Origin of the sequence: Streptomyces sp. NPDC051286, assembly GCF_044455345.1 — a bacterium.
Lineage (GTDB): Bacteria > Actinomycetota > Actinomycetes > Streptomycetales > Streptomycetaceae > Streptomyces.
The window spans coordinates 21,734-43,012 of the sequence record NZ_JBITER010000005.1; the positions used below are offsets into that span (position 1 = coordinate 21,734).

At 69.9% G+C, this 21,279-nt stretch carries 21 protein-coding genes, 1 tRNA gene and 1 pseudogene; 12 read left to right on the top strand and 11 right to left on the bottom strand.

Annotated features, from left to right (window positions below; all coding sequences use genetic code 11):
- The first annotated feature begins 30 nt into the window (after nucleotides 1–30).
- From ACIBB8_RS07275 to ACIBB8_RS07300, 6 genes are all read left to right on the top strand, one after another.
- Nucleotides 31–795, top strand: coding sequence for a pyrimidine reductase family protein (locus tag ACIBB8_RS07275; RefSeq protein ID WP_398949443.1), 765 nt, complete (start codon nucleotides 31–33; stop codon nucleotides 793–795).
- A gap of 149 nt (nucleotides 796–944) precedes the next feature.
- Nucleotides 945–1,397, top strand: coding sequence for an indole-3-glycerol phosphate synthase (locus ACIBB8_RS07280; RefSeq protein ID WP_398949694.1), 453 nt, complete (start codon nucleotides 945–947; stop codon nucleotides 1,395–1,397).
- 40 nt (nucleotides 1,398–1,437) lie between these two features.
- Nucleotides 1,438–2,832: a UDP-N-acetylmuramate--L-alanine ligase gene (murC, locus tag ACIBB8_RS07285; RefSeq protein ID WP_398949444.1), complete on the top strand. Its 1,395-nt coding sequence runs from the start codon at nucleotides 1,438–1,440 to the stop codon at nucleotides 2,830–2,832.
- Nucleotides 2,833–2,842: 10 nt separating this feature from the next.
- The gene (gene msrB / locus ACIBB8_RS07290; protein WP_398949445.1) at nucleotides 2,843–3,250 is read left to right on the top strand and encodes a peptide-methionine (R)-S-oxide reductase MsrB; all 408 of its coding nucleotides are present in this window, start codon (nucleotides 2,843–2,845) and stop codon (nucleotides 3,248–3,250) included.
- Between the two features lie 500 nt (nucleotides 3,251–3,750).
- The gene (locus ACIBB8_RS07295) at nucleotides 3,751–4,428 is read left to right on the top strand and encodes a DUF429 domain-containing protein (protein WP_398949447.1); all 678 of its coding nucleotides are present in this window, start codon (nucleotides 3,751–3,753) and stop codon (nucleotides 4,426–4,428) included.
- A 526-nt stretch (nucleotides 4,429–4,954) separates the two neighbouring features.
- The gene (locus tag ACIBB8_RS07300) at nucleotides 4,955–5,428 is read left to right on the top strand and encodes a GNAT family N-acetyltransferase (protein ID WP_398949696.1); all 474 of its coding nucleotides are present in this window, start codon (nucleotides 4,955–4,957) and stop codon (nucleotides 5,426–5,428) included.
- 207 nt (nucleotides 5,429–5,635) lie between these two features.
- Here the strand turns inward: ACIBB8_RS07300 and ACIBB8_RS07305 are convergent.
- The 6 genes from ACIBB8_RS07305 to ACIBB8_RS07330 all read right to left on the bottom strand — a co-directional run bounded on the left by ACIBB8_RS07305 (nucleotide 5,636) and on the right by ACIBB8_RS07330 (nucleotide 12,988).
- Nucleotides 5,636–5,708 (bottom strand) — tRNA-OTHER (locus tag ACIBB8_RS07305).
- A 68-nt stretch (nucleotides 5,709–5,776) separates the two neighbouring features.
- A complete protein-coding gene (locus ACIBB8_RS07310; RefSeq protein ID WP_398949448.1) occupies nucleotides 5,777–7,150 on the bottom strand; it encodes a hypothetical protein in 1,374 nt (457 codons plus the stop codon).
- Between the two features lie 180 nt (nucleotides 7,151–7,330).
- Nucleotides 7,331–8,584, bottom strand: coding sequence for an NAD(P)/FAD-dependent oxidoreductase (locus ACIBB8_RS07315; RefSeq protein WP_398949449.1), 1,254 nt, complete (start codon nucleotides 8,582–8,584; stop codon nucleotides 7,331–7,333).
- Complete coding sequence (locus ACIBB8_RS07320; RefSeq protein ID WP_398949450.1) at nucleotides 8,581–10,017, bottom strand: NAD(P)/FAD-dependent oxidoreductase; 1,437 nt, start codon at nucleotides 10,015–10,017, stop codon at nucleotides 8,581–8,583. The genes ACIBB8_RS07315 and ACIBB8_RS07320 overlap by 4 nt, the downstream gene beginning before the upstream one ends.
- Complete coding sequence (locus ACIBB8_RS07325) at nucleotides 10,014–11,447, bottom strand: FGGY family carbohydrate kinase (protein WP_398949451.1); 1,434 nt, start codon at nucleotides 11,445–11,447, stop codon at nucleotides 10,014–10,016. The genes ACIBB8_RS07320 and ACIBB8_RS07325 overlap by 4 nt, the downstream gene beginning before the upstream one ends.
- On the bottom strand, nucleotides 11,444–12,988 hold the full coding sequence (locus ACIBB8_RS07330) for an APC family permease (protein WP_398949452.1): 1,545 nt from the start codon (nucleotides 12,986–12,988) through the stop codon (nucleotides 11,444–11,446). The genes ACIBB8_RS07325 and ACIBB8_RS07330 overlap by 4 nt, the downstream gene beginning before the upstream one ends.
- Nucleotides 12,989–13,419: 431 nt before the next feature.
- On the opposite strand from ACIBB8_RS07330, the gene ACIBB8_RS07335 reads away from it, so the two are divergent.
- Together ACIBB8_RS07335 and ACIBB8_RS07340 are read left to right on the top strand one after the other, a co-directional pair.
- Entirely contained in the window at nucleotides 13,420–14,181 is a 762-nt protein-coding gene (locus tag ACIBB8_RS07335; protein WP_398949453.1) for a DeoR/GlpR family DNA-binding transcription regulator, read from the top strand.
- Nucleotides 14,182–14,222: 41 nt separating this feature from the next.
- Nucleotides 14,223–14,378, top strand: coding sequence for a hypothetical protein (locus ACIBB8_RS07340; RefSeq protein ID WP_398949454.1), 156 nt, complete (start codon nucleotides 14,223–14,225; stop codon nucleotides 14,376–14,378).
- A gap of 71 nt (nucleotides 14,379–14,449) precedes the next feature.
- On the opposite strand, the gene ACIBB8_RS07345 is transcribed toward ACIBB8_RS07340, so the two are convergent.
- On the bottom strand, nucleotides 14,450–15,205 hold the full coding sequence (locus tag ACIBB8_RS07345; RefSeq protein ID WP_398949455.1) for a helix-turn-helix domain-containing protein: 756 nt from the start codon (nucleotides 15,203–15,205) through the stop codon (nucleotides 14,450–14,452).
- 224 nt (nucleotides 15,206–15,429) lie between these two features.
- Here ACIBB8_RS07345 and ACIBB8_RS07350 point away from each other — a divergent pair, with 224 nt between their 5' ends.
- The 4 genes from ACIBB8_RS07350 (at nucleotide 15,430) to ACIBB8_RS07365 (ending at nucleotide 18,198) form a co-directional block, all read left to right on the top strand.
- Nucleotides 15,430–16,092, top strand: coding sequence for a DUF4097 family beta strand repeat-containing protein (locus tag ACIBB8_RS07350; protein WP_398949456.1), 663 nt, complete (start codon nucleotides 15,430–15,432; stop codon nucleotides 16,090–16,092).
- Between the two features lie 28 nt (nucleotides 16,093–16,120).
- A complete protein-coding gene (locus ACIBB8_RS07355) occupies nucleotides 16,121–17,119 on the top strand; it encodes an ATP-binding cassette domain-containing protein (RefSeq protein ID WP_398949457.1) in 999 nt (332 codons plus the stop codon).
- Nucleotides 17,116–17,907: an ABC transporter permease gene (locus ACIBB8_RS07360; protein WP_398949458.1), complete on the top strand. Its 792-nt coding sequence runs from the start codon at nucleotides 17,116–17,118 to the stop codon at nucleotides 17,905–17,907. The genes ACIBB8_RS07355 and ACIBB8_RS07360 overlap by 4 nt, the downstream gene beginning before the upstream one ends.
- 165 nt (nucleotides 17,908–18,072) lie before the next feature.
- Nucleotides 18,073–18,198, top strand: a complete 126-nt coding sequence (locus ACIBB8_RS07365; RefSeq protein ID WP_398949459.1) for a hypothetical protein — start codon at nucleotides 18,073–18,075, stop codon at nucleotides 18,196–18,198.
- A 10-nt stretch (nucleotides 18,199–18,208) separates the two neighbouring features.
- Here ACIBB8_RS07365 and ACIBB8_RS07370 read toward each other — a convergent pair.
- From ACIBB8_RS07370 to ACIBB8_RS07385, 4 genes and pseudogenes are all read right to left on the bottom strand, one after another.
- Nucleotides 18,209–18,550 (bottom strand): annotated as a pseudogene (locus ACIBB8_RS07370) (alpha/beta hydrolase); the annotation flags it as partial.
- Nucleotides 18,551–18,611: 61 nt separating this feature from the next.
- On the bottom strand, nucleotides 18,612–19,931 hold the full coding sequence (locus ACIBB8_RS07375; protein ID WP_398949460.1) for an RNA polymerase sigma factor: 1,320 nt from the start codon (nucleotides 19,929–19,931) through the stop codon (nucleotides 18,612–18,614).
- Nucleotides 19,931–20,350, bottom strand: a complete 420-nt coding sequence (locus tag ACIBB8_RS07380; protein WP_398949461.1) for a YciI family protein — start codon at nucleotides 20,348–20,350, stop codon at nucleotides 19,931–19,933. The genes ACIBB8_RS07375 and ACIBB8_RS07380 overlap by 1 nt, the downstream gene beginning before the upstream one ends.
- Before the next feature lie 159 nt (nucleotides 20,351–20,509).
- Nucleotides 20,510–20,971: a hypothetical protein gene (locus tag ACIBB8_RS07385; protein ID WP_398949462.1), complete on the bottom strand. Its 462-nt coding sequence runs from the start codon at nucleotides 20,969–20,971 to the stop codon at nucleotides 20,510–20,512.
- Nucleotides 20,972–21,279 lie beyond the last annotated feature (308 nt).

Genomic DNA, 21,279 nt, shown 5'->3' on the forward strand with positions numbered 1-21,279 from the left:
CAAGCTTAAGCGCCGTGCGAGACTGCACGGATGCGACGCCTCTTCCCTGTGACCGACCCGACACCGGCTGCCGAAGGAGGGGAGTGGAGTCTTGACGAGCTCGCCGACGCCTATGCGTACCCGGCGGGCGACGCCCCCTGGCTGCGCGCCAACATGGTCTCCACACTCGACGGCGCCGCGCAGCACGACGGACGCTCGCAGCCGATCTCGTGCGACACGGACATGCGGATCTTCGGCACGCTGCGCGCTCTGGCCGATGTGGTCGTGGTGGGTGCGGAGACCGTACGGATGGAGGGGTACCGGCCTGCCAGGGCCCGGGACGCCTTCGCCGCGCGGCGGGCGGCGGCCGGTCAGGGACCCGCGCCGGCGATCGCCGTCGTCAGCGGGAGCCTGGACCTGGATTTCTCGCTCCCGCTCTTCGTCTCGCCGCTCGTACCGACCCTGGTGGTCACCGGGGCCGGTGCGCCGCCGGACCGGGTCGAGGCGGCCCGCAGCGCGGGCGCCGAGGTGGTGATCGCGGGAGAGGGCTCCCGGGTGGACCCCACCAGGGTCGTGCGGGAGCTCGCGGACCGCGGGCTGAGGCGGCAACTGGCGGAGGGCGGGCCCCGGCTGCTCGGTCAGTTCGTGGCCGCGGGGGTGCTGGACGAGCTCTGTCTCACCCTCTCGCCCATGCTGACCGCAGGCGACGCCCAGCGGATCACGGGCGGCCCCTCGGTGGCGGTGCCGGAGCGATTCACCCTCGCTTCGATGCTGGAAGAAGCCGGATTTCTCTTCACTCGGTACCGTCGGATCTGACAAGCGGCGGAATTTCCCGTTCCGGTTAGCTTCCGATGGGCACAATGACTCACGCAGACCCCGTGCGACCATGGGGAAGGATGGTTTCAGCAGAGGCCGTCGAGGCCCGATGGAGCAGAAGGGCGCCCGAGGTGTTCACCAGCGTTTTGATGATCGAGAAGCCCCTCACTTCCGAGGACGTCGAGTTCGTCACCACCTTGCACGGGGAGGAAGAGACCTCGTTCGTCGTACTGATACAGCCGCGCGGAGACCAGGCCGACGTACTGCTGCGCGCCATCGACGACGTGGCGATCGGCGAGCTGAAGGAAGCCGCCCGCGAGCTCGAGGAGCCGGAGGGCAAGGACGCCAGGCAACCCGCCGAACTGGCGCTCGAGGTATCGCTCGCCGCCCTGCGCCAGGCAGGCTCGGCGGCTGTCGGACAGGTGGTCGAGGAGCACCCCCTGGACAAGCTGAAGTCCGTCGTCGACGAGGCGGAAGCGGACGAGGTCATCGTGCTGACCGCCCCGCACTACGTGGAGGAGTTCTTCCACCGCGACTGGGCCTCCCGGGCCCGGCACAAGGTCGGCGTACCGGTGCTCAAGCTCTTCGCGCACAGCGAATAGGCTGGGGGCGACTCACAACGACTTCTGGGGAGACACACGCATGGCACCCGGTATTCCTGCCGCCATGGAACGGCCGCACTTCATCGGCATCGGCGGCGCCGGAATGTCGGGCCTCGCGCAGATCCTCGCCCGGCGCGGCGCGAAGGTCACGGGCAGCGACGCCAAGGAGTCGGGCACGGCCGAGGCACTGCGGGTGCTGGGGGCGACCGTCCACATCGGGCACGCCGCCGCCCATCTGGCGGACGACGCGTCCTGCGTGGTCGTCTCCAGCGCCATCCGCTCCGACAACCCGGAGCTGCTGCGCGCCGCCGAGCTGTCGATCCCCGTCGTGCACCGATCCGACGCGCTCGCCTCGCTGATGCAGGGCCTGCGTGCGATCGCCGTCGCGGGCACCCACGGCAAGACGACCACCACGTCGATGCTGGCCGTCGCGCTGTCCGGGCTGGGCCTCGACCCGTCGTACGCCATCGGGGGCGACCTCGCGGGCCCCGGCACGAACGCCAGGCACGGCGAGGGCGACATCTTCGTCGCCGAGGCCGACGAGAGCGACCGCAGCTTCCAGAAGTACGACCCCGAGGTCGCGATCGTCCTCAACGCCGAGCTGGACCACCACGCGAATTACGCCTCGATGGAAGAGATCTACGACTCCTTCGAGACGTTCGTCGGGAAGATCGTCCCCGGCGGCACCCTGGTCGTCTCCGCCGACCAGTCCGGCGCGGTCGAGCTGACGCGGCGGGTACGCGACCTGGCGTCGCTCAACATCGTCACGTACGGCGAGTCCGAGACGGCCGACGTACGGGTCCACAAGATCACCCCGCGCGGTCTGACCAGCGAAGTCACCGTCGTCCTGAACGGCAAATACCTCACCTTCACGGTCTCCGTCCCCGGCCGCCACTACGCCCTCAACGCGGTCGCCGCTCTCGTCGCCGGTGTGGCGCTCGGCATCCCGGCCCACAACCTTGCCTCCGCCCTCGGCACGTACACCGGCGTCAAGCGCCGCCTCCAGCTCAAGGGCGAGGCGGCGGGTGTCCAGGTCATCGACTCGTACGCACACCACCCGACCGAGATGACCGCCGACCTCGAAGCGATGCGCGGCGCCGCCGCCGACTCGCGCCTCCTGGTCGTCTTCCAGCCCCACCTCTTCTCCCGCACCCAGGAGCTCGGTACGGAGATGGGCCAGGCCCTCGCCCTCGCCGACGCCTCCGTGGTCCTGGACATCTACCCGGCCCGCGAGGACCCGATCCCGGGCATCACGAGTGCCCTGATCATCGACGCGGCGAAGGCGGCCGGCGCCGACGTCACCGCCGTCCACGACAAGGCGGCGGTCCCCGAGGTCATCGCGGGAATGGCGAAGCCCGGCGACCTCGTTCTGACCATGGGGGCGGGCGACGTCACAGACCTCGGCCCGCAGATCCTGGACCACCTGCCGAGCTGAGGGAGCGACCGTGTCGTACGACATCGAGAAGCCGGACGAGGAATGGCGCGCAGAGCTGACGCCCGCCGAGTACGCGGTCCTGCGCCAGGCCGGCACCGAACCGGCGTTCGTCGGTGAGTACACCGACACCAAGACGGCCGGCGTCTACTCCTGCCGGGCCTGCGGCGCCGAGCTGTTCCGCTCGGACACGAAGTTCGAGTCGCACTGCGGCTGGCCGTCCTTCTACGACCCGAAGGACACCGACGCGGTCGAACTGATCCAGGACCGCAGCCACGGCATGGTCCGCACCGAGGTGCGCTGCGCCCGCTGCGGCTCGCATCTGGGCCATGTCTTCGAGGGCGAGGGCTACCCGACGCCGACCGACCAGCGGTACTGCATCAACTCGATCTCGCTGCGCCTGACGCCCGACAAGGAGTGACACGGCAGTCAGTTGCTCTGTTCGGGTGACGTTGAGGCTTGGCCTGGATCCGAGCCTTCGGCGGGAGCCACGGGCGAAGGCTGCTCGCGCTGTACCCGGCGTACAGTCCGACTCGTCTGTCATTGGGGCCCTGACCAGGGGAAACGGCCTGGTCGGGGCTCTCTTGCGTGTGGGGGAGTGCCCGCTTCTACCTGGGGTTTCCTGCGAGTTCTCGGGGATTGTGCACTGGGGCGAGGTGCGATTGAGTGTGTCGGCGGGCGAGTAGGTAGGAGTTCTCGGCGGGGGACTCGGGACGTGGGAACAGGGAGAATCGCCGATCGGGGGCGGGCTGCTGGTGATCCAGACTGTCGTTCGGCGGAACCGATAGAGCGTTGGCAGAGGTCGCAGGTGAGCGTCTCCCGCAGGGCACAGACAGATGGGGACGGCGGCGGGCGGTGGTTTCTGGGACCGTGGGTGCTGCTACGTTGCGGCTCGGGCTTGCGCGCGAGGGGTGGGGTGGGATGGACGTCCTTGGGGTCGACGCCTGTGGTAAGCAAGGGTGGGTCGGGATCAGACTCACGGACGGCGCGTACGCGGGCAGCCTGGTGGATCTTCGGCTCGAGAGGCTGATCGAGCGCGCCCCCGAGGTGGATGCGGTCGCGGTGGACATGCCGTTGGGCCTGGTCGAGAAGGGCTGGCGTGCCGCAGATCTCGCGGCCAGGGCGCTGCTCGGGGTGCGGCGCAGCAGCGTTTTCCCCATAGCGCCAAGGATGGCGTGGCAGGAGCAGGACTACAGGGCGGCCGCCGGCCGATGCCAGGAGCTCACCGGTAATCGGCTGAGCCAGCAGGCGTGGGCGCTGAGACCGAAGCTGCTTGAGGCCCGGGCGTGTTGGCTCGCCGATGAGCGGATCCACGAGGTGCACCCAGAGGTGTCCTTCTTCGCCTTGGCCGACGGAGTGCCGCTGGCTTACGCCAAGAAGACCTGGCGCGGCCAGAACCTGCGCCGCTCCCTGCTGTTCGAGGCCGGCCTCGTGCTCCCGGACGAGCTTGGTGAGGCGGACCGCATTCCCGTGGACGACGTGCTCGACGCCGCTGTCGCGGCCTGGTCGGCGCACCGGATCGCGCTCGGGACAGCGAACCGGGTTCCTGAGGTACCAGAGCCGGATGCAGAAGGGCGCCTTGTCGAGATTCGATACTGATCAATCCATCAAGTATCGAATGATGAGTTCGCGGGGTACTGAGGAGGCCATGTGTTGGACGACTCGTTTGCCCGGCTCGCGACGTTGGGGAGTCGCTGACCGGCGATGTGGTGTTCGCGATGTCCAGAGGCAGCAAGGAGTTGTTCCACAGCGACACCCTCGCCTGGTACCTCGACCGATGTCCACTCGTTGACGAGGCATTGCTGGACTCTGATGCAGGGCTGCGTGCAGCCGCGGCCTGGCCGGACGGCCTGCGCCAGACCGGTATGCGGCTGGTGCCTCAGCACACGCTCGGTGACACGCTCATCCCCGCGAACCCGACGGAGCCCCAGGCTGCGGCCGCGCCGGACGACGCTCTGTCGGGCCAGCTGGCCTTCGACTTCGACTTCGACGACGCGGATGACGACAGGCCGTACGGGCCCAGGTCAGCTTCACAACCCGCCCAACCCGTAAAGCCCTTCCCGTGTCACGGCCGACTCACTCCCGTCCTTCCCCCAGGGTCGTTAGGGTCGGGCCCATGGCTTCCATTGATGTCTCCCTGCGTCCCGTGCACCCCAGCGATCTGCCTGTGTTCTTCCGGCACATGAGCGACCCCGAGTCGAATCGGATGGCCGCCTTCACCGCCGAGGACCCGACGGACCGGGCCCACTTCGACGCGCATTGGAAGCGCATCCTCGCCTCGCCCGACGTCGTCACCCGCACCGTGCTCGCGGACGGCGATGTGGTCGGGCACGCGGCCGTGTACGGCGAGCCGGGCGAGCGGGAGGTCACGTATTTCATCGATCGCTCCTACTGGGGGCGGGGCATCGCGACCGCGGCGCTGCGGGGGCTGCTCGCCGAGGTCCCCGAACGCCCGCTGCTCGCCCGGGCGGCGGCGGACAACACCGGATCGGTGCGGGTCCTGGATAAGTGCGGCTTCAAGGTCGTCGGCGAGGACCGGGGCTTCGCGAACGCGCGGGGAGCGGAGATCGACGAGCTGGTGCTGCGGTTGGACGGATAATTTTCCCCACCCCGTAAGCGACTTGTGCGCCTGGGCGCAGCGCGCTCATCAGTTCATCTCGTGTCACGGATCCGTACACTCCGACGGCATCGGTCGCGGGAAGGCCACGTCAGACCCCGCCCTCAGGGACCGGCGGGGCGAGCTCATATGACGTCCGTGTTCGGTTTCTCCGGCGCATGCCGCCGTGCCGACGGAGTGATGAGGCGGCGGCAAGGGCAGGATTCGAACCTACGTCCACCCGGAGAGCGAGCCGGGCGCTCCTCCGCAGAGCTTCCTCGCCGCCGCCCCGATTCTCCTCATGCATGGCCATCCCGGGCAACTGATTTTCGGCTCGGGGAGGCAGGGGCGTCACAGCCATTCCTCGGTGGCGGCGCGCTTGCCCTGGCCCGAGAACACTCCGGCGGACCGAAGGGCGCTCGCCATCAGCGGGTCGGTGACGGCCACGCCGTGCACCAGCTCGGGCGTGCGGTGGAAGCGGACGGGCTCCGCGGCCGGGCGGGGTGCGGTCCAGCCGCCGGCCACCGGGTCCACACCGTGCCGGGCGCAGGCCGCCTCGACGAGCGAGCGGGTGCATTCCTTCTCGCCTCGCAGGACCTCCCACGGCCGCGGCAGTTCCGCCCACACGTACGTGTCGGGGTGCAGCCCGCCGCCGCTCCGGCGGTGCCAGTAGGCCACGTCCGCCGCCATCAGCCTGGGCACCTTGCCCGGGCACACGCGGTCCAGGACCTCCTCCTGGCCCAGTTCGGTCATCAGGGCGAACCAGTGAGCCCGGGCGGTTCCCCAGGCCTGTGCCGCCTGGTTCCAGGTGGAGGAGTCGTCGCCGCGCCGCACGATCATGCTCGCGGGTTCGAAGCCGGAGCGGTTCCAGGCGTCCTCCAAAAGCTCGGCCACCTCGCGCAGGAAGCGGTTCCAGCGGACCAGCAGCCGGACCAACTCCTGGTCGGACAGGTGTCCCAGCACCTCGGCGGTGGGGTGCACGTGCGCCACCGCGTACCAGTTCGCCTGCTCGGGTGCCGCGCGCAGCCGCTGAAAGAGAGCGTCGGCGACCTCGTCGTACTGGCGGCGCTGCATGCCGTTGGTGAAGATGCTGCGCATGTTCGCGCGGGCGGTGAGGTACGCGACGAAGGCCGCGGTGTCCGGATCGGCGGCGAACAACTCGTACGGCAGGGCATGCGCGAGCGCGCCCTTGCCGGTCATGGTGACCTCGCGGCGGCGCTGCTCGTGGAGCAGCCGGGCCAGTTTGGCCTCCATCCGCCGCAGCAGCCGGAAGCGCTTGTTGTACTGGCGCTTGGAGATCTCGCCGATCCCGGCTTCGGCGCGCTCGGCCCGGTTCAGCCGGTCCAGGCCGAAGTCGTTCTCCCCGTACTGCCGGCAGATCTCCTCGCCGGCCCGGCGGATCGCCGATTCGATCTCCGCGGGATCCTCCCCTGCGCCCTCGGAGAACTCGGGTAGGGACGTGAACAGCGTTGCAGCGCGGGCGAGTTGACGCTGAGCGCCGACGGGCCGGGCGAAGTCCTCGAGCATGGAGGTGTACCCGTGCCACAGCGTGCGCAGCGAATGCGCAGAGGCCTTCTCCAGCGCTGCTGCGGTAGCGGGATCGAGCCCGACCTGGAGGCCGGCGAACAGGTCCTGGATCAGCTGGGCTATGTCCTCGGGACGCTTGCGGAGGCCGAGGGAGGCATGCAATTCACGCAGCAATTGCTCGGCATGGTGCGACGGCATGCGGCACACCCTGCCATCACCCGCCTGGGACCTCCACCGGTTAACCGGCGGGTGTGCCGGACCACCCTGCCGTCCGGTCTCGCAGTGACGAAAGGGCTGCCGCGCTCGTGCGGTTCCGTCCGTCAGGGTGGGACAAGCATGAGCGCGGCAGCCCGTCTCGAGGGGCGGCTGCGGTGTTGGCTACTGCAGGCTGATGTGGACCGGGCCGCCGGTGGGTGACACACCGTCGAGCATGCTGGAGGGGATGCGGAAGACGCGGCCGGGTGCGGCGGGCCAGGCGAGGGTGCGCCGGGTGACGGTCCGTCCGTTCTGCCGGACGGTCACCCTGGGGAAGCGGACGAACTCGTCGGTCCACAGCAGCAGGCGGCCTCGTGCGGGCGCAGGGTCGCCGGGTCGCAGGATCTGGGGGGCGACCCAGCGGAAGGGAGCGTCGGCGATCAGACGGACGCCCTCGGCCGGCTGTCGTTCGCTGTTCAGATGGTTGATGATCTGTTGGGCGACGTGCTTGCCGTCGAGGGCGGCGACGTCGGCGGTGTCGACGGGGTGCAGCACGTTTCCGGCGGCGAAGACGCCGGGGCGGCTGGTGCGCAGGGCGGTGTCCGTGAGGGGACCGAGGGTGCCCTCGTCGAGGGTGATGCCTGCGGCGCGGGCGAGTTCGTGGTCGGGGATCCAGTCGCCGGTGAAGACGACGGTGTCGCATTCGATGGTGCGGCGCCGGCCGGTGTCGAGGTGTTCGATTTCGACGGCCTGGCAGCGGCCCTTGCCGATGACGCGGGTGACGCGGCTGCGGGTGGCGACGGGGACGCGCAGGACAGTGCGTCCGGCCGCGTTGAAGGCGGCGTAGGACTCCGCCTTCGGGTACTGGCTGACCATGAGGGCGGGAGTGCATCCCGCTTCGCGCAGGGTGACGGCCGCGGACCAGCTGACAAGTTCTCCGCCGACGATGACGGCCCGCTTGCCGACAGGCTGGTGGTGGAGGTGGACGAGGTTCTGCAGCTGGCCGGTGGTGTAGACGCCGTGCGGGCGGTCACCGGGGATGCGGCGTGCGGTGCGCGGCCGTTCGCGGGCGCCGGTGGCCAGCACGATGGACCGCGCGCGGATCTGGTAGCGGCCGTCGGGGCTGGTGACGTCGACGGTGTCGTCGTCGGCCCAGCCGGTGACCATGGTCCGGGTGCGGATCTCCGCGCCGGCCTGGGTGGCCTGCTGGACGAGGTGGCGGGCGTAGGCGGGGCCGGACATCACGCGGCGCAGGTCGCGCAGACCGTAGCCGGTGTGGTCGCTGTGCCGGGGAATTCCGCCGGCGGCCTGCTCCCGGTCGACGACGAGAACGTGGCCGGCCCGTCGGCCGGCCAGCTCGGCGGCGGCGGTCAGACCTGCGGGTCCGCCGCCGATGATGAGGACGTCGGGCGTGATCAGGGGCGGCTGGTGGGTCATCGGGCGTCCTTGTGCTGGCGGCTGCAGCCGTCGTGGGTGTGGTGCTGTTCGCGCAGGGCCGCGACGGCTGCGCCGCAGAAGAAGCCCTGGCAGCGGCCGTTCATGGCGCGGGTGCGCCGACGCAGTCCTTCCAGGCCGTGGGCGGGTACGGGGGCGTGGCAGGCATCGCGGATCTCACCTTCGCTGACCCGTTCGCAGAAGCAGACGATGGTGCCGTAGGCGGGGTCGCGGGCGATGAGGTCGGCGTCCTGGTACGGGCGCAGGGAGGCTTCACCGATGTTGGGCATCTGCGGGGGCTCGGGCAGGTCGCTGCGCGTGCGCAGGGCCAGGCCGGCTTCCTCAAGGAGCGTGCGGGCGTGTTCGGCGATGGCGATGCCGGCGGTCAGGCCGGTGGAGCGGATGCCGCCGACGAGCAGGTAGCGCTGGTGCGGGGTGGCTTCGATGAGGTAGTCGGGGTGGTCGATCGCGGCTCGCAGGCCCGCGTAGCTGGCGGTGACTTCCTCGGCCAGCAGCCGCGGCATGAGGCGCTCACCCTTGGTGAGGAGGAAGTCGTAGCCGTCTTCGGAGGTGGCGGTGTCGGTGCGGTCGGTGAGGTCCTCGGCGGTCGGGCCGAGCATGACGTTGCCGTAGATGGTCGGGGAGATCAGCACGCCCTTGCCGCGGGAGGACGGCACCGGCAGGACGATTTTGTCGACCATGGGGCGGGTGAGCTTGTCGAAGACGAACAGCTCTCCGCGGCGGGGCGTGACGGTGAAGCGGTCATGGCCGAAGAGCCGGTCGATGTGGTCGGCCCCGAGGCCGGCGGCGTTGACGACCCAGCGGGCCCGTACGTCACCGGCCGCCGTGTGCAGGGTGGTCGCCTCGTCCCCCTGGTCGATGCCGGTCACGGCGTGCTCGAGCAGGATCGTGGTGCCGCGTTGCTGGGCGTCGGTGGCCAGGGCGAGGTTGGTGGTCCAGGTGCAGATGATGGATTCGTCGGGAACGGTCAGGCCGCCGAGCACGCCTTCTCCGAGGTCGGGAATCGCGCGGTAGACCTCGTCGGCGTCGATGATGCGGCAGTGCTCGTAGCCGTTGGCCTCGGCCTTTTCCTTCAGGCCGGGCAGCGCCTGGAGCTCTTCGTCGTTCCAGGCCACCAACACGGCGCCGGTGTGTTCGACGGGGATTCCGGTGGCTTTGGCGTAGGCGCTCAGCAGGTGGTAGCCGCGGGCGACCAGACGGGATTCGAGCGTGCCGGGTTTGGCGTCGAAGCCGGTGTGCAGGATCGCGGTGTTGGCCTTGCTCGTGCCGTCGCCCACGTCGTCGCGGGCCTCGATCAGCGCGACGGAGACCTCGCAGCCGGACAGCTCGCGTGCGATCGCCGCGCCGACGATGCCTCCGCCGATCACCGCGACGTCGAAGACGCCGCTGTGGGGACGGTGGGGGGTGGCGGTCATGAGTGATCTCCCTCGGTGGCGCAGGCCGTGGCGGCCTTCGCCCATGTGGTGCGGAACTCCTCGGCCCGGTCGGCGGACCAGCGGGGTTCGTAAACGGTGGTCGGCTGCCAGTCGCCGACGGCCTCTTTGAGGCTGAGTGCGGGGTCGAGGGCGCAGCGTGCCAGGGCGGCTGCGCCCAGGGGGGTGGCGTGGGCGTGGGGGTAGATGTCGACGGGGATCTGGGCGATGTCGGCCTGGGCCTGCATGAGGGCGGCCGAGTTGGTCAGTCCGCCGTCCGCGCGCAGTCGGCTCAGGGGCCGGCCGAGGTCCTTTGCGACCAGCGCGCCCAGCTCGGCGACCTGTGCGGCGATGCCCTGGAGCACGGCCAGAATGAGGTGCTCGCGGCGGGTGGCCAGGGTCATGCCGGAGAAGGACGCGGTGGCCTGTGACGCCCACCAGGGGGCGGCGAGCCCGGCGAAGGCGGGCACGCACAGCACACCCTCGCTATCGGCTGCCGCCACTGCGTCCAGGTCGGTCGCGGACTGGATGAGGCCGAGGTCCTGCAGCCAGCGCACTGCGGAGGCGACGGTGTAGACCTGACCGTCCACGCAGTACGGGGTCTGTCCGGCCGCCTGCCAGGCCACCGATGTGGTCAGGCCCGCGCTGGAGCGCACCGGGTTCAGACCGGTGTTCGCCAGCAGGAACGCGCCGGTGCCGTAGGTGCACTTCGCCGTGCCCGGCTCCAGACAGCCCTCCGCGACCAGGGCCGCCTGCTGGTCGACGATCAGCCCGGCCACCGGCACCTCCTGGCCGAACGCGCGGGTGGTGCCCACGATTTCGTCGCATGCGGCAATGCGGGGCAGCCGCTCCCCGCCGAGACCGAAGAGGTCGGCGAGCTCAGGGTCCCAGGCAGCGGTGTCCAGGTCGAGGATCAGCGAGCGGCTGGCGGTGGAGGCGTCGGTGACGAACTCGCCCGTCAGGTGATGCACCAGCCAGGTGTCGGTGGTCGTCACCACCCCGTCGCGGGTGAGGTTGCGGCGCAGCCAGGCCATCTTGGGCGCGGAGAAATACGGGTCGAGGACGAGACCGGTGCGCCGGGCGATGCTCTCGGCGTGCTCGGTCAGCTCGCTGCAGACGCTTTCCGCGCGCCTGTCCTGCCACACGATCGCCTGCGTCAGAGGTGTTCCCGTGGCCGGGTCCCAGGCCAGGACCGTCTCACCCTGATTGGCCAGGGCCACTCCGGCGATCGGCCGGCCGGCCGCGCTCACGGCGCGGCGTCCGGCGTTGAGGACGGAGTCGAGCAGCTCGTGCGGGTTCTGCTCGACGCCTCCTCCGGCGAGATAGGTGGGGCGGACGGTTTCCTCCGCGATGGCGACGGTTCCCTCTTCGGCGTCGACGACGATGGCCTTCGTGCCCGAGGTGCCCTGGTCGATGGAGAGAATCGCGGTCATCGTGCGCTCCCGGCCGTGGTGGCGTCGGCAGGCTTCTGGCCCGCGGTGTCGGCGGCGTCCAGCGCCCGGTCGACGTCGGCCATGTCGGGCATGGTCAGTCCGTGGCGGCCTCGTCGGATGACCAGGCCGGTGAAGTAGACGGCACCGATCGCGAACAGGACCAGTACGTAGATCCATGGGGCGCGGAAGGAGGCGTCCCGGAAGATCAGCAGTTCGTACGCCAGCCAGACGCCGGCGACGACGAGGACCGGGATCTCCCAGCGGCCCAGTGTGAACCCCTGGGACGCGGGCAGGGAGCGGCGCTTGGCGGCGTACATCGCGACGGTTCCGGCGTAGATGAGGGCGGGCAGCAGGGTGCCGGCGGAGAACAGCTGGAACAGCGCGTCCGTGGAGCGGGAGAAGACGGCGAGGATGATCTGTGCGATCAGCATCATGAACACCGAAGCGTTCAGCGGTGTCGCCGTGCGCCGGTCGATCCGCTTCAGCAGCCGCCAGCCGGGGAAGCGCTCGTCCCGCGACATCGCATACACCAGGCGGGTGCCGCTCAGGGTGATCACCAGCCCGCAGGAGAAGATCGAAACGACGACCAGCACGAGCAGGATCTTCCCGACGACTGAACCCAGCACGGCGGTGATCACAGTGGCCACCGGCGTTGCCGACTCCGGGACACCGTCGATCCGGCCGGCTGCGGCAGTGATCGCGACCAGGAACAGGAAGCCCAGCACGCCCAGGGAGAGCACCGCCTGAATCATCGCCTTGGGGATGACACGGGCTGGGTCCTTGGTCTCCTCGGCCAGGTTGGCCGCCGACTCGAATCCGACGATGGTGAACGCGCCCAGCAGGAACGCCAGAGCGAACGGTCCGGCCTTGGTGGCCCCGCCCAGGGCGTAGTAGCCGCTCTCCGGGACGGGCCCGGCCGCGAAAAGGTGAGAGAAATCCAGCTTGCCCGTGAAGGCGCCCACGGCGAACAGCAGCACGGTCAGGGCGATCATGCCGACGAGCTGCACCGTCACGGCCACATTGTTGACCCGGTGGGTGGTGCGCGTCGAGGCGGCGACCAGAACAGATTGCAGCAGCACGACAACGGCCGTGATCAGCCAGGCGTTCTGCGTGGTACCGACGTACTGGAACAGCTCCGGAAGAATGGTGGAGGCGATCGTGTAGTCCACGGCGATCAGGACCACACCCAGGAACGCGAACGAGATCCATCCCATGATCCAGCCCCATACCGGGCCCACGATGCGTGACACCCACTGGTACGAGTAGCCGCTGATCGGGATTCGCGCCGCGAGAGCGCCGAAGACGAGGGCGATGGACAGCTGGCCGATCACGGAGATCGGCCAGGCCCAGATGCCGCGCGGGCCGGACGTCGCGAGCACCGAGCCGTAGGTGGTGAAGATGCCGGTGGCGATGGAGACGAAGCCGAATGCCACGGAGAACGAGGCATACCAGCCGAGTTCCCGCGCCATGTGCTGCTTGGGCTCACCGGCGCCCGCGCCGTCTGTTCTGGATCCCTGGGGACCTGCGTCTTCGTATGCCATGCCTTTTTTCCTGCTTCGAAGTGGCCCGCCGTGGATGCGAGAGCCAGTGGACGTGGAGGAACCGAACGGGTCGGCATGCAGGCACGCCCCGCGCGGGTCTGCTGGTGGCCTGTCTGCTGTTGGGGCGGCGGGGCCGCGATGGTGCGCGCGGCCGTAGCCGGGGCGGTCGACAACCCAGTCATTGACTGTTCTTGTGGGTTATTGACCGCGAGTTACTGGAAGTGTGGACCTTTGCCCGCTCGACGTCAAGGGTTGTTCTTCGCGTAACGCGCCGGGCAAGCGTGGCGTACTCACCAGGCCCCGCAGGCAGCGAAAGGGAGGAGGGGGAAGCTCGGCAGGAGGAGGTGCGGCGCCCTGATCGAGGTTACCTGGACCGTAGAATGCAGTCACAGATCCACAAAAACGGTCACCCTTGCCCAAGGAGGTAAGTCGTGCTCGCCGCCGAGCGCCACCGCAGAATCGCCGCCGAAATCGCCCGGCTCACCTTCGTCACCACCGACGATCTGACTGCACTGCTGGGCGTCTCCCACGAAACGGTCCGCAGGGACCTCGCCCTGCTCGAGCGGCGTGGCCAGCTCTCCCGGGTTTACGGCGGCGCCACCAGCCCTCAGGCACCGGTCGGAGAAGAAGCACCCTTCAGCGAACGCAGCGGCGCCCTCGCCTCGGAGAAGGAAACCATCGGCCGCGCGGCAGCAGCACTCATCCAGCCGAACCAGACCGTTGTCATCGACGTCGGCACCACCGCGTTGGAAGTCGCCCGCGCGCTGCCCGCCGACCACGCCGGGGTCATCGCCACCCCCTCCCTCCTCGTGGCCGCGGAAGTCAGCACACGCCCCCGAGTCGAGGTCCTGGTCAGCGGCGGCCGGATCCGAGCCGGCGACCTCGCCTGCTCCAACGCCCAAGCGGTGGAATTCTTCAGCAACCTGCGCGCGGACGCCGTCTTCCTGGGATCCGGCGGCATCGCCCCCTACGGGCTCACCGACTTCCACCTCGACGAAGTCGCCACCAAGCGAGCCATGCTCGCCAACGCCTCCCACCGTTACGTACTCGCCGACTCGAGCAAGTTCGGCCGCACCGCCGCCCACCGCGTATGCGAGCTGAACGGCTTCGACACTCTCATCACCGACAAGCCGTGCCCGACCGAACTGCACACCGCCCTCAACGGAGCCGGCGGCACCGTCATCGTGGCCTGAAAAGGTCGACAGCCAAGGCGCTGGACGCCGCTGTTTCATTCGTGACGGCGATTCGGGGACTCGTCGAGCAGGCCGAACAGGGCTGCTGGGCTGCGCTCGCTGCGGCTCGTACCTGGGTGACGACGGCGAGGACTGAGGTGGAGTGGGCGCGCGGCAAGACGCAGGATGACCAGCATCTGCCGGCGCTGTTGGTGTGATGGAAGACGTACCAGCGGTCGGGGTGTTTCCCGAAGGCGGCCGACGTCCCGGCGGTGGCCGCCGAGGCTGTCTATCCGCGATCCGGACTCGGCGTGGCCGTGCCGCCTGGGGTCGTTTCGGCTTTCGTGTGGAGGACCTCGCGGGACTGCTCCGCGGCGCGGGCGAGGCTCTCGCCGACGAAGTCGAGGAAGCGGGCGACGTTCTCCAGGCGGACGGCGGCCGGAGTGCCGGGGCCGAGGATGCCGATGCCCTGCCGTGCGACCTCGACCTGCTGGGAGAGGGACCGGACGCTGGCGACCATCGCCTGGTACCAGAGATCGTCGTCGATGACGTAGCGCTCGCGGCGGCGTTCGTCGCGTTCCCTGCGGACGAGGGCCTGGCTCTCCAGGAAGGCGATCGATTTGGAGATGGTCGCCGGGCTGACCTGAAGGCGCTGGGCGAGTTCGGACGCCGTCAGGCTGCCGGCATCGGTGGTGAGGAGGCAGACCATCACCCGCGACATCATCTTGGGCAGGCCCGATTGCATCATGACGGTGGTGAACAGCTCCTCGTACTCACGGACGGCCTCGGCGTCGCGTCCGTGTGGCTGGGGGATCGGCTCCGACCCTCGGGACGAGGCGGGCCTGCGCCGGTGGGCGCGCTGTTCCGTGGCGCGGTGGGCCAGGTCCGCGCGGTATCCGGTGGGGCCGCCGTTGCGCATCACCTCACGCGTGATCGTCGAGGTCGGACGCCCGAGACCTCTGGCGATCTCCGCGTAGGCGAGGCCGTCGGCCAGCCCCAGCGCGATCTGCTGGCGGTCCTGCTGAGTGAGCCTGCCTCCCGGCATCGCGGCCTCCTTCGTGTTCCCTGAGGCCTCCAGCATAGCGTTCACGCCCAATCCATTGCAACATGCAAGGGGGACTGCTGTTGCATTACATTCAGGATCACTGCAACGAAGTTATGGACTTGACCTGCAGCGATGCCAATTTTACGCAACGGAGGCGTTGCCAGATCATTGAATGCAACGTAGCCTTTCCTGTGTTCGAAACGACGAGTCGCAAGGAGAGCACGATGCAGAAGTTCGACACCCCCGCCCCGATCTCCGCCGTCCTCGACATCCCCGCGGGGCGCGTCCAGATCATCGCCGCCGACCGGGCCGACACCGCGGTCGAGGTCCTGCCCGCCAACGCCTCGAAGAGCCGCGATGTGAAGGCAGCGGAGCAGGCCAAGATCGAATATGGCGACGGAGTCCTGCGGATCGAGGTCCCGGCGAAGAACCAGTACCTCGGCCCCTCCGGATCCATCGAGGTGACCGTCCAGCTGCCCGCTGGTTCCCGCGTCGAGGCGAAGACGGCCAGCGCCGAGTTCCGGGCCGTCGGCCGCCTCGGCGACGTCGCCTTCGAAGGCGCGTACCACCAGATCAAGATCGACGAGGCCGCGAGCGTCCGCCTCACCGCGATCGACGGCGACGTCGAGGTCGGCCGACTGGATGGCCCCGCGGAGATCAGCACCGCGAGGGGTGACATCCGGATCGCCGAGGCCGTGCGCGGCAAGGTCGTGCTCCGCACCCAGTCCGGCGACATTTCGGTCGGCGCCGCAGCCGGAGTCTCGGCCTCCCTGGACGCCGGCACCACCCACGGCCGCATCAGCAACGACCTCAAGAACGACGGTACCGCCGAGCTCGACATCCACGCGACCACCTCCCAGGGCGACATCGCCGCCCGCAGCCTTTGAGCCACAGCCTCTAGAAGGAGCACCCCTCATGACCAGCTTGGCCATCGCGGCGAACGGGCTGCGCAAGTCCTACGGCGACAAGGTCGTGCTCGACGGCATCGACCTGGCGGTGCCGGCCGGCACGGTCTTCTCCCTGCTCGGTCCGAACGGCGCCGGCAAGACCACCGCCGTCAAGATCCTGTCCACCCTCATCTCCGCCGACGTCGGCGACCTGCATGTCGGCGGCCACGACCTGGCCGCCGATCCGCAGGCGGTGCGGGCCGCGATCGGTGTCACCGGGCAGTTCTCCGCCGTCGACGGGCTGATCACCGGCGAGGAGAACATGCTCCTCATGGCGGACCTGCACCACCTGTCCAAGCACGAGGGGCGGCGCGTCGCCGCCGAGCTGCTGGAGCGGTTCGACCTCACCGAGGCCGCATCGAGGCCCGCCTCCACCTACTCCGGCGGCATGAAGCGCCGCCTGGACATCGCCATGACCCTGGTCGGCAGCCCGCGGATCATCTTCCTCGACGAGCCGACCACCGGCCTCGACCCGCGCGCCCGACACAACATGTGGCAGATCATCCGCGACCTGGTCTCCGGCGGTGTCACCGTCTTCCTCACCACCCAGTACCTGGAGGAGGCCGACGAGCTCGCCGACCGGATCGCGGTACTGAGCGACGGCAAGATCGTCGCCGAGGGGAGCGCCGACGAGCTGAAGCGGCTGATCCCCGGCGGACACGTCCGGATCCGGTTCTCCGACCCGGCGGCGTACCAGTCGGCCGCCTCCGCCCTGCGCGAGGCCACCCTCCCCCACGCTCGGCTTCGCTCGCGCGGGGGGACCCCCATCGACGAGGCACTGTCGCTGCAGATCCCCAGCGACGGCAGCCAGCGCGAGCTGCGCTCCATCCTCGACTGGCTGGACTCGGCCGGCATCGAGGCGGACGAACTGACCGTGCACACCCCCGACCTCGACGATGTGTTCTTCGCTCTGACCAGCAGCAACGTGCCGGCCCAGTCCAGCACGACCAAGGAGGATGTCCGATGAGCTCCCTCTCCCTCGCGGTGCGCGACTCGTCCACGATGCTGCGCCGCAACCTGCTGCACGCGCGGCGCTATCCGTCGCTGACCCTGAACCTGCTGCTCACCCCGGTCATGCTGCTGCTGCTCTTCGTCTACATCTTCGGCGACACGATGAGCGCGGGCATCGGCGGCGGCAGCGCCGACCGCTCCGAATACATTGCCTATGTCGTCCCGGGCATCCTGCTGATGACCATCGGCAGCACCGTCATCGGGGCCGCGGTGTCCGTCGCCACCGACATGTCCGAGGGCATCATCGCCCGCTTCCGCACCATGGCCATCTACCGCGGCTCCGTGCTCATCGGGCACGTTGTCGGCAGCGTGCTGCAGTCTGTCGCCAGCGTGGTCCTCGTCGGCATCGTCGCCGTGGCCATCGGCTTCCGCTCCACGGACGCCTCGCCCCTGGAGTGGCTGGCGGCGTTCGGGCTGCTCGCGCTCTTCGCCCTCGCGCTCACCTGGATCGCGGTCGGGATGGGCATGGCCAGCCCGAACGCCGAGGCGGCCAGCAACAGCGCGCTGCCGCTGATCCTCCTGCCGCTCATCTCCAGCGCGTTCACCCCGATCGACGCAATGCCGGGCTGGTTCCAGCCGATCGCCGAGTACCAGCCGTTCACCCCGGCCATCGAGACCCTGCGCGGCCTGCTGCTCGGCACCGAGATCGGCCACAACGGGTGGCTCGCGGTCGCCTGGTGCCTGGTGCTCGCGGCGCTCGGTTACCGCTGGTCGACCGCCTCGTTCAAGCGCGACCCGAAGTAATCGGCATGAACACGCGGGCCGTCTCCCGCACCTCGTCCCACCCGGGGCGGCGTCCACCGGCACCACGTCGGAGGACGCCGCCCCGTCGGCGTACCGGCCATCTGCCGGGCTCGCTCCGCGGACATCGCCCGGCGGGAACTCCCTGAGCACGCCAAGTCTCCGCCGATGGCCGGTACCGCCGCGATCGGGGCGGTTGGGCATCTGCCGGCCACCGCCATCGAGGAAGGCCGGGACCTGTCCTCGATGAGCGGCATTCAGGCCGACACCGCCTACCGTCTGCTGCCGGCCTGACGGCCCGGCCTCACTTCAGGTGCCGGCCGAAGAACCGGCCCCCGTCCTCCACCTCGAACCACGGGGTACCGATGTGTCCGCCCAGATTGGCGTGCAGCGTCTTCTCCTTGCTGCCGAAGGCGTCGAACAGGTCCAGGGCCCGCTGCCGGGGGTTCCCTTCGTCGTCCCACTGCGGCAGGAACAGCAGCGGAATGGTGACCTGCCGGGCCTCCTCGCGCTGGGCGCGAGGCACGTACCCCCCGGCGAAGAAGCCGGCGGCCGCGATGCGCGGCTCGACCACCGCCAGCCGAATGCCGACGGCGGTCCACCCCGAGTACCCGACCGGGCCGCCGATCTCGGGCAGCGAAAGGAGTTGCCGGTGACCGCCTCCCACAGCGCGTTGGCCGTCAGCCCGGACACGTCCACGTCCTTCGTCAGGCCGGGGCCGACCAGAGCGTGGCTGCCTTGCGCAGCAGCACCGACCGTTCGCGGGTGTTGCGGCACAGGCGAGCGGCGAGTTCGAGCTCGGCCCGGGCTTCGCCGGTCCGGCCGAGCCGGCGCAGCAGTTCGCCGCGCACGCTCGGGAGCAGGTGCGATCCCGACAGGCGGTCGGTGGCGACCAGTTCGTCGACGATGGCGAGCGCTTGCTGCGGCCCGGTCGCCATCGCGACGGCGACCGCCCGGTTGAGCTCGACGACGGTGGAGGGGGCCACCTGGCCCAGCGCCTCGTAGAGCAGCACGACGCGCTCCCAGTCGGTCTCCGCCACCGAGGGGGCCGTCGCGTGGCAGGCGGCGATCGCCGCCTGCAGCCCGTAGGGCCCCAGTCCGCGTCCGACGGCGGCGGCCCGGCCGATCGCGGCCAGGCCGCGGCGGATCGCGGAGCGGTCCCACAGGCGCCGGTCCTGATCCTCGAGCAGCACCGGCTCGCCATCGAGGCTGGTGCGGGCGGGAAAGCGCGCGGCCGTCAACTCGCACAGCGCCAGCAGCCCGGACACCTCCGGTTCGTCGGGCAGCAGGGCGGCCAGCATCCGGGTCAGCCGGATCGCCTCGTAGGCGAGGTCGGGGCGCAGCAGGTTGTCGCCGGCGGTCGCCGTCGAGCCCTCGGTGAAGATCACGTACAGCACGCTCAGCACCCCGCCGATGCGCCTGCGGCGCTCCTCGGCCGGCGGCAGTCCGAACGGCACTCCCGCCGCGGCGATCGTCTTCTTCGCCCGGGTGATTCGCGCCTGAACGGTCGGCACGGGCACCAGGAACGCGCGGGCGATCTCCTCGCTCGCCAGTCCGGCGACCGCGCGCAGCGTCAGCGCCACTCGCGCCTCGGGCGAGAGCACAGGGTGGCATGCGATGAACATCAGTGCAAGGACGTCGTCGTCCACCTGGTCGGGATCCCACAACAGGTCGTCGGCCGGCTCCGGCGGGGCCTGCGCGCCCGAACTCGCCTCTCCCTCGGCGAGTTGGCCGGAGAGCATGGCGTACCGCTCGTTGAGGGCCGCGCGGCGGCGGTAGTTGTCGATCGCCCGCCGCCGCGCGGCGGCGAGCAGCCAGCCAACCGGGTTCGTCGGCGCACCCTCGCGCGACCAGCTGACGAGCGCCTCGGCCAGCGCCTCCTGGGCGACGTCCTCGGCGAGTTCGAAGTCCCCGGTGTAGCGGGTCAGCGCGGCGACGATCCGGGCGGACTCGATCCGCCATACGGCCTCCACAGCCCGCCGAGCCGTCTGTCGGCTCGGCGGGCCTTCCGCGTCTGGACCGGCCATCAGAGCTGGCCGGTCCGCTCACGCCACGCCAACTCCTTGGCGATCCACTCGTTGTCCTGCGGAAACTCGTCGATGCCAGGTACCCGGCGGATCTCGCACTTCGAGCCGGTGATCGCCGGGAGGCGCTTGGCCCACTCGACCGCCTCCTCCTTCGAAGCGACGTCGATCACGTAGAAGCCGCCGAACAGCTCCTTCGTCTCGCCGTACGGACCGTCGGTGACCACCGGCGTCTCGCCGCTGAAGTCGACCACCACGCCCTGGGACGGGTCATCCAGCCCCTCGGCGGCGACCAGCACGCCGGCCCGGATCAGCTCCTCGTTGAAGCGGCCCACCGTCTCGAGCATCTCCTCGAAGGGCGTCTCCATCATCTTCGCCATGGACTCGTCCGTGCCGCGCATGATCAGCATGTACTTCGCCATCTTCGGCCTCCTGTGTACAGGGTCGTCCCTCGACCCTCTCACCCCTAGGTCGAACGGCGCGGCCGCGGATCGACACGACGCCACTGCGACTTTCATCGGACTCCACGCCAACCCCCGAAGGACTTCGAGAGGCGACCGCCTCATCGCTCCCGCAGCCGGTCAGTCGTCCTCGGGGCTCTCGGGGCGCAGCAGCGGGTGGGCGACGCCGGGAAACACCCGCGCCCTGACCACCGGCTCGGCCGCCCCGCCCTGGACCACCGTCTCGGCGACACCCCAGGGGCGGCCGTGCAGGACGACGGTCAGCGTGTACGAGGCCGAGCACCCCATGCAGTCGTACCGGTCGGCCCAGGTCTCCACATCAGTGACGCTGCCGGGGTAGCGCGCCACATGCCGGTGCCGGGCGTGGCAGTGGTCGCACGTCTCGCCGGGCTCGCAGGTCCCGCCGCAGGGGCACGGAACGTCGAGCGAGTCCGCCGGGCGCCAGCGCTGCGTGAGGACGGCGTCACGGGTGGCGCCCATGTCCTTCATCGCCTTCAGATTGCGGGCGGCGACGTTGTACGACTCGCCGGTGGCGGCCATCCGGTCGCGGATGACGTCTTTGCGTCCGCGGTTCGTCGTCATCGGTTCCTCATCTGTTCCTACGGGGGGTCACGCAGCCCGCAAGGAGGTCCACGAGATCGGCAGGTTCCACGGTACCCGCCGCCCCGGGCGGTCCTCGCCACCTGCCCGACCGGGGGCGGATGCCAGGACGGGGACGGTTCAGGGGTGAGGGCCTCACGGGCGCTCCTGCTGCCCTTGCGGTGGATCCGTCACCGCACTGTCCCGGATGCGATAGCCGTACGGGGCATGGCGTGCCTCGTAGCCGTTCGACGATGTCGCGCTCTGTCAGCCGCGCGACGCGGCGGCGCTGGGTGCTGGAGCCGTGTGAA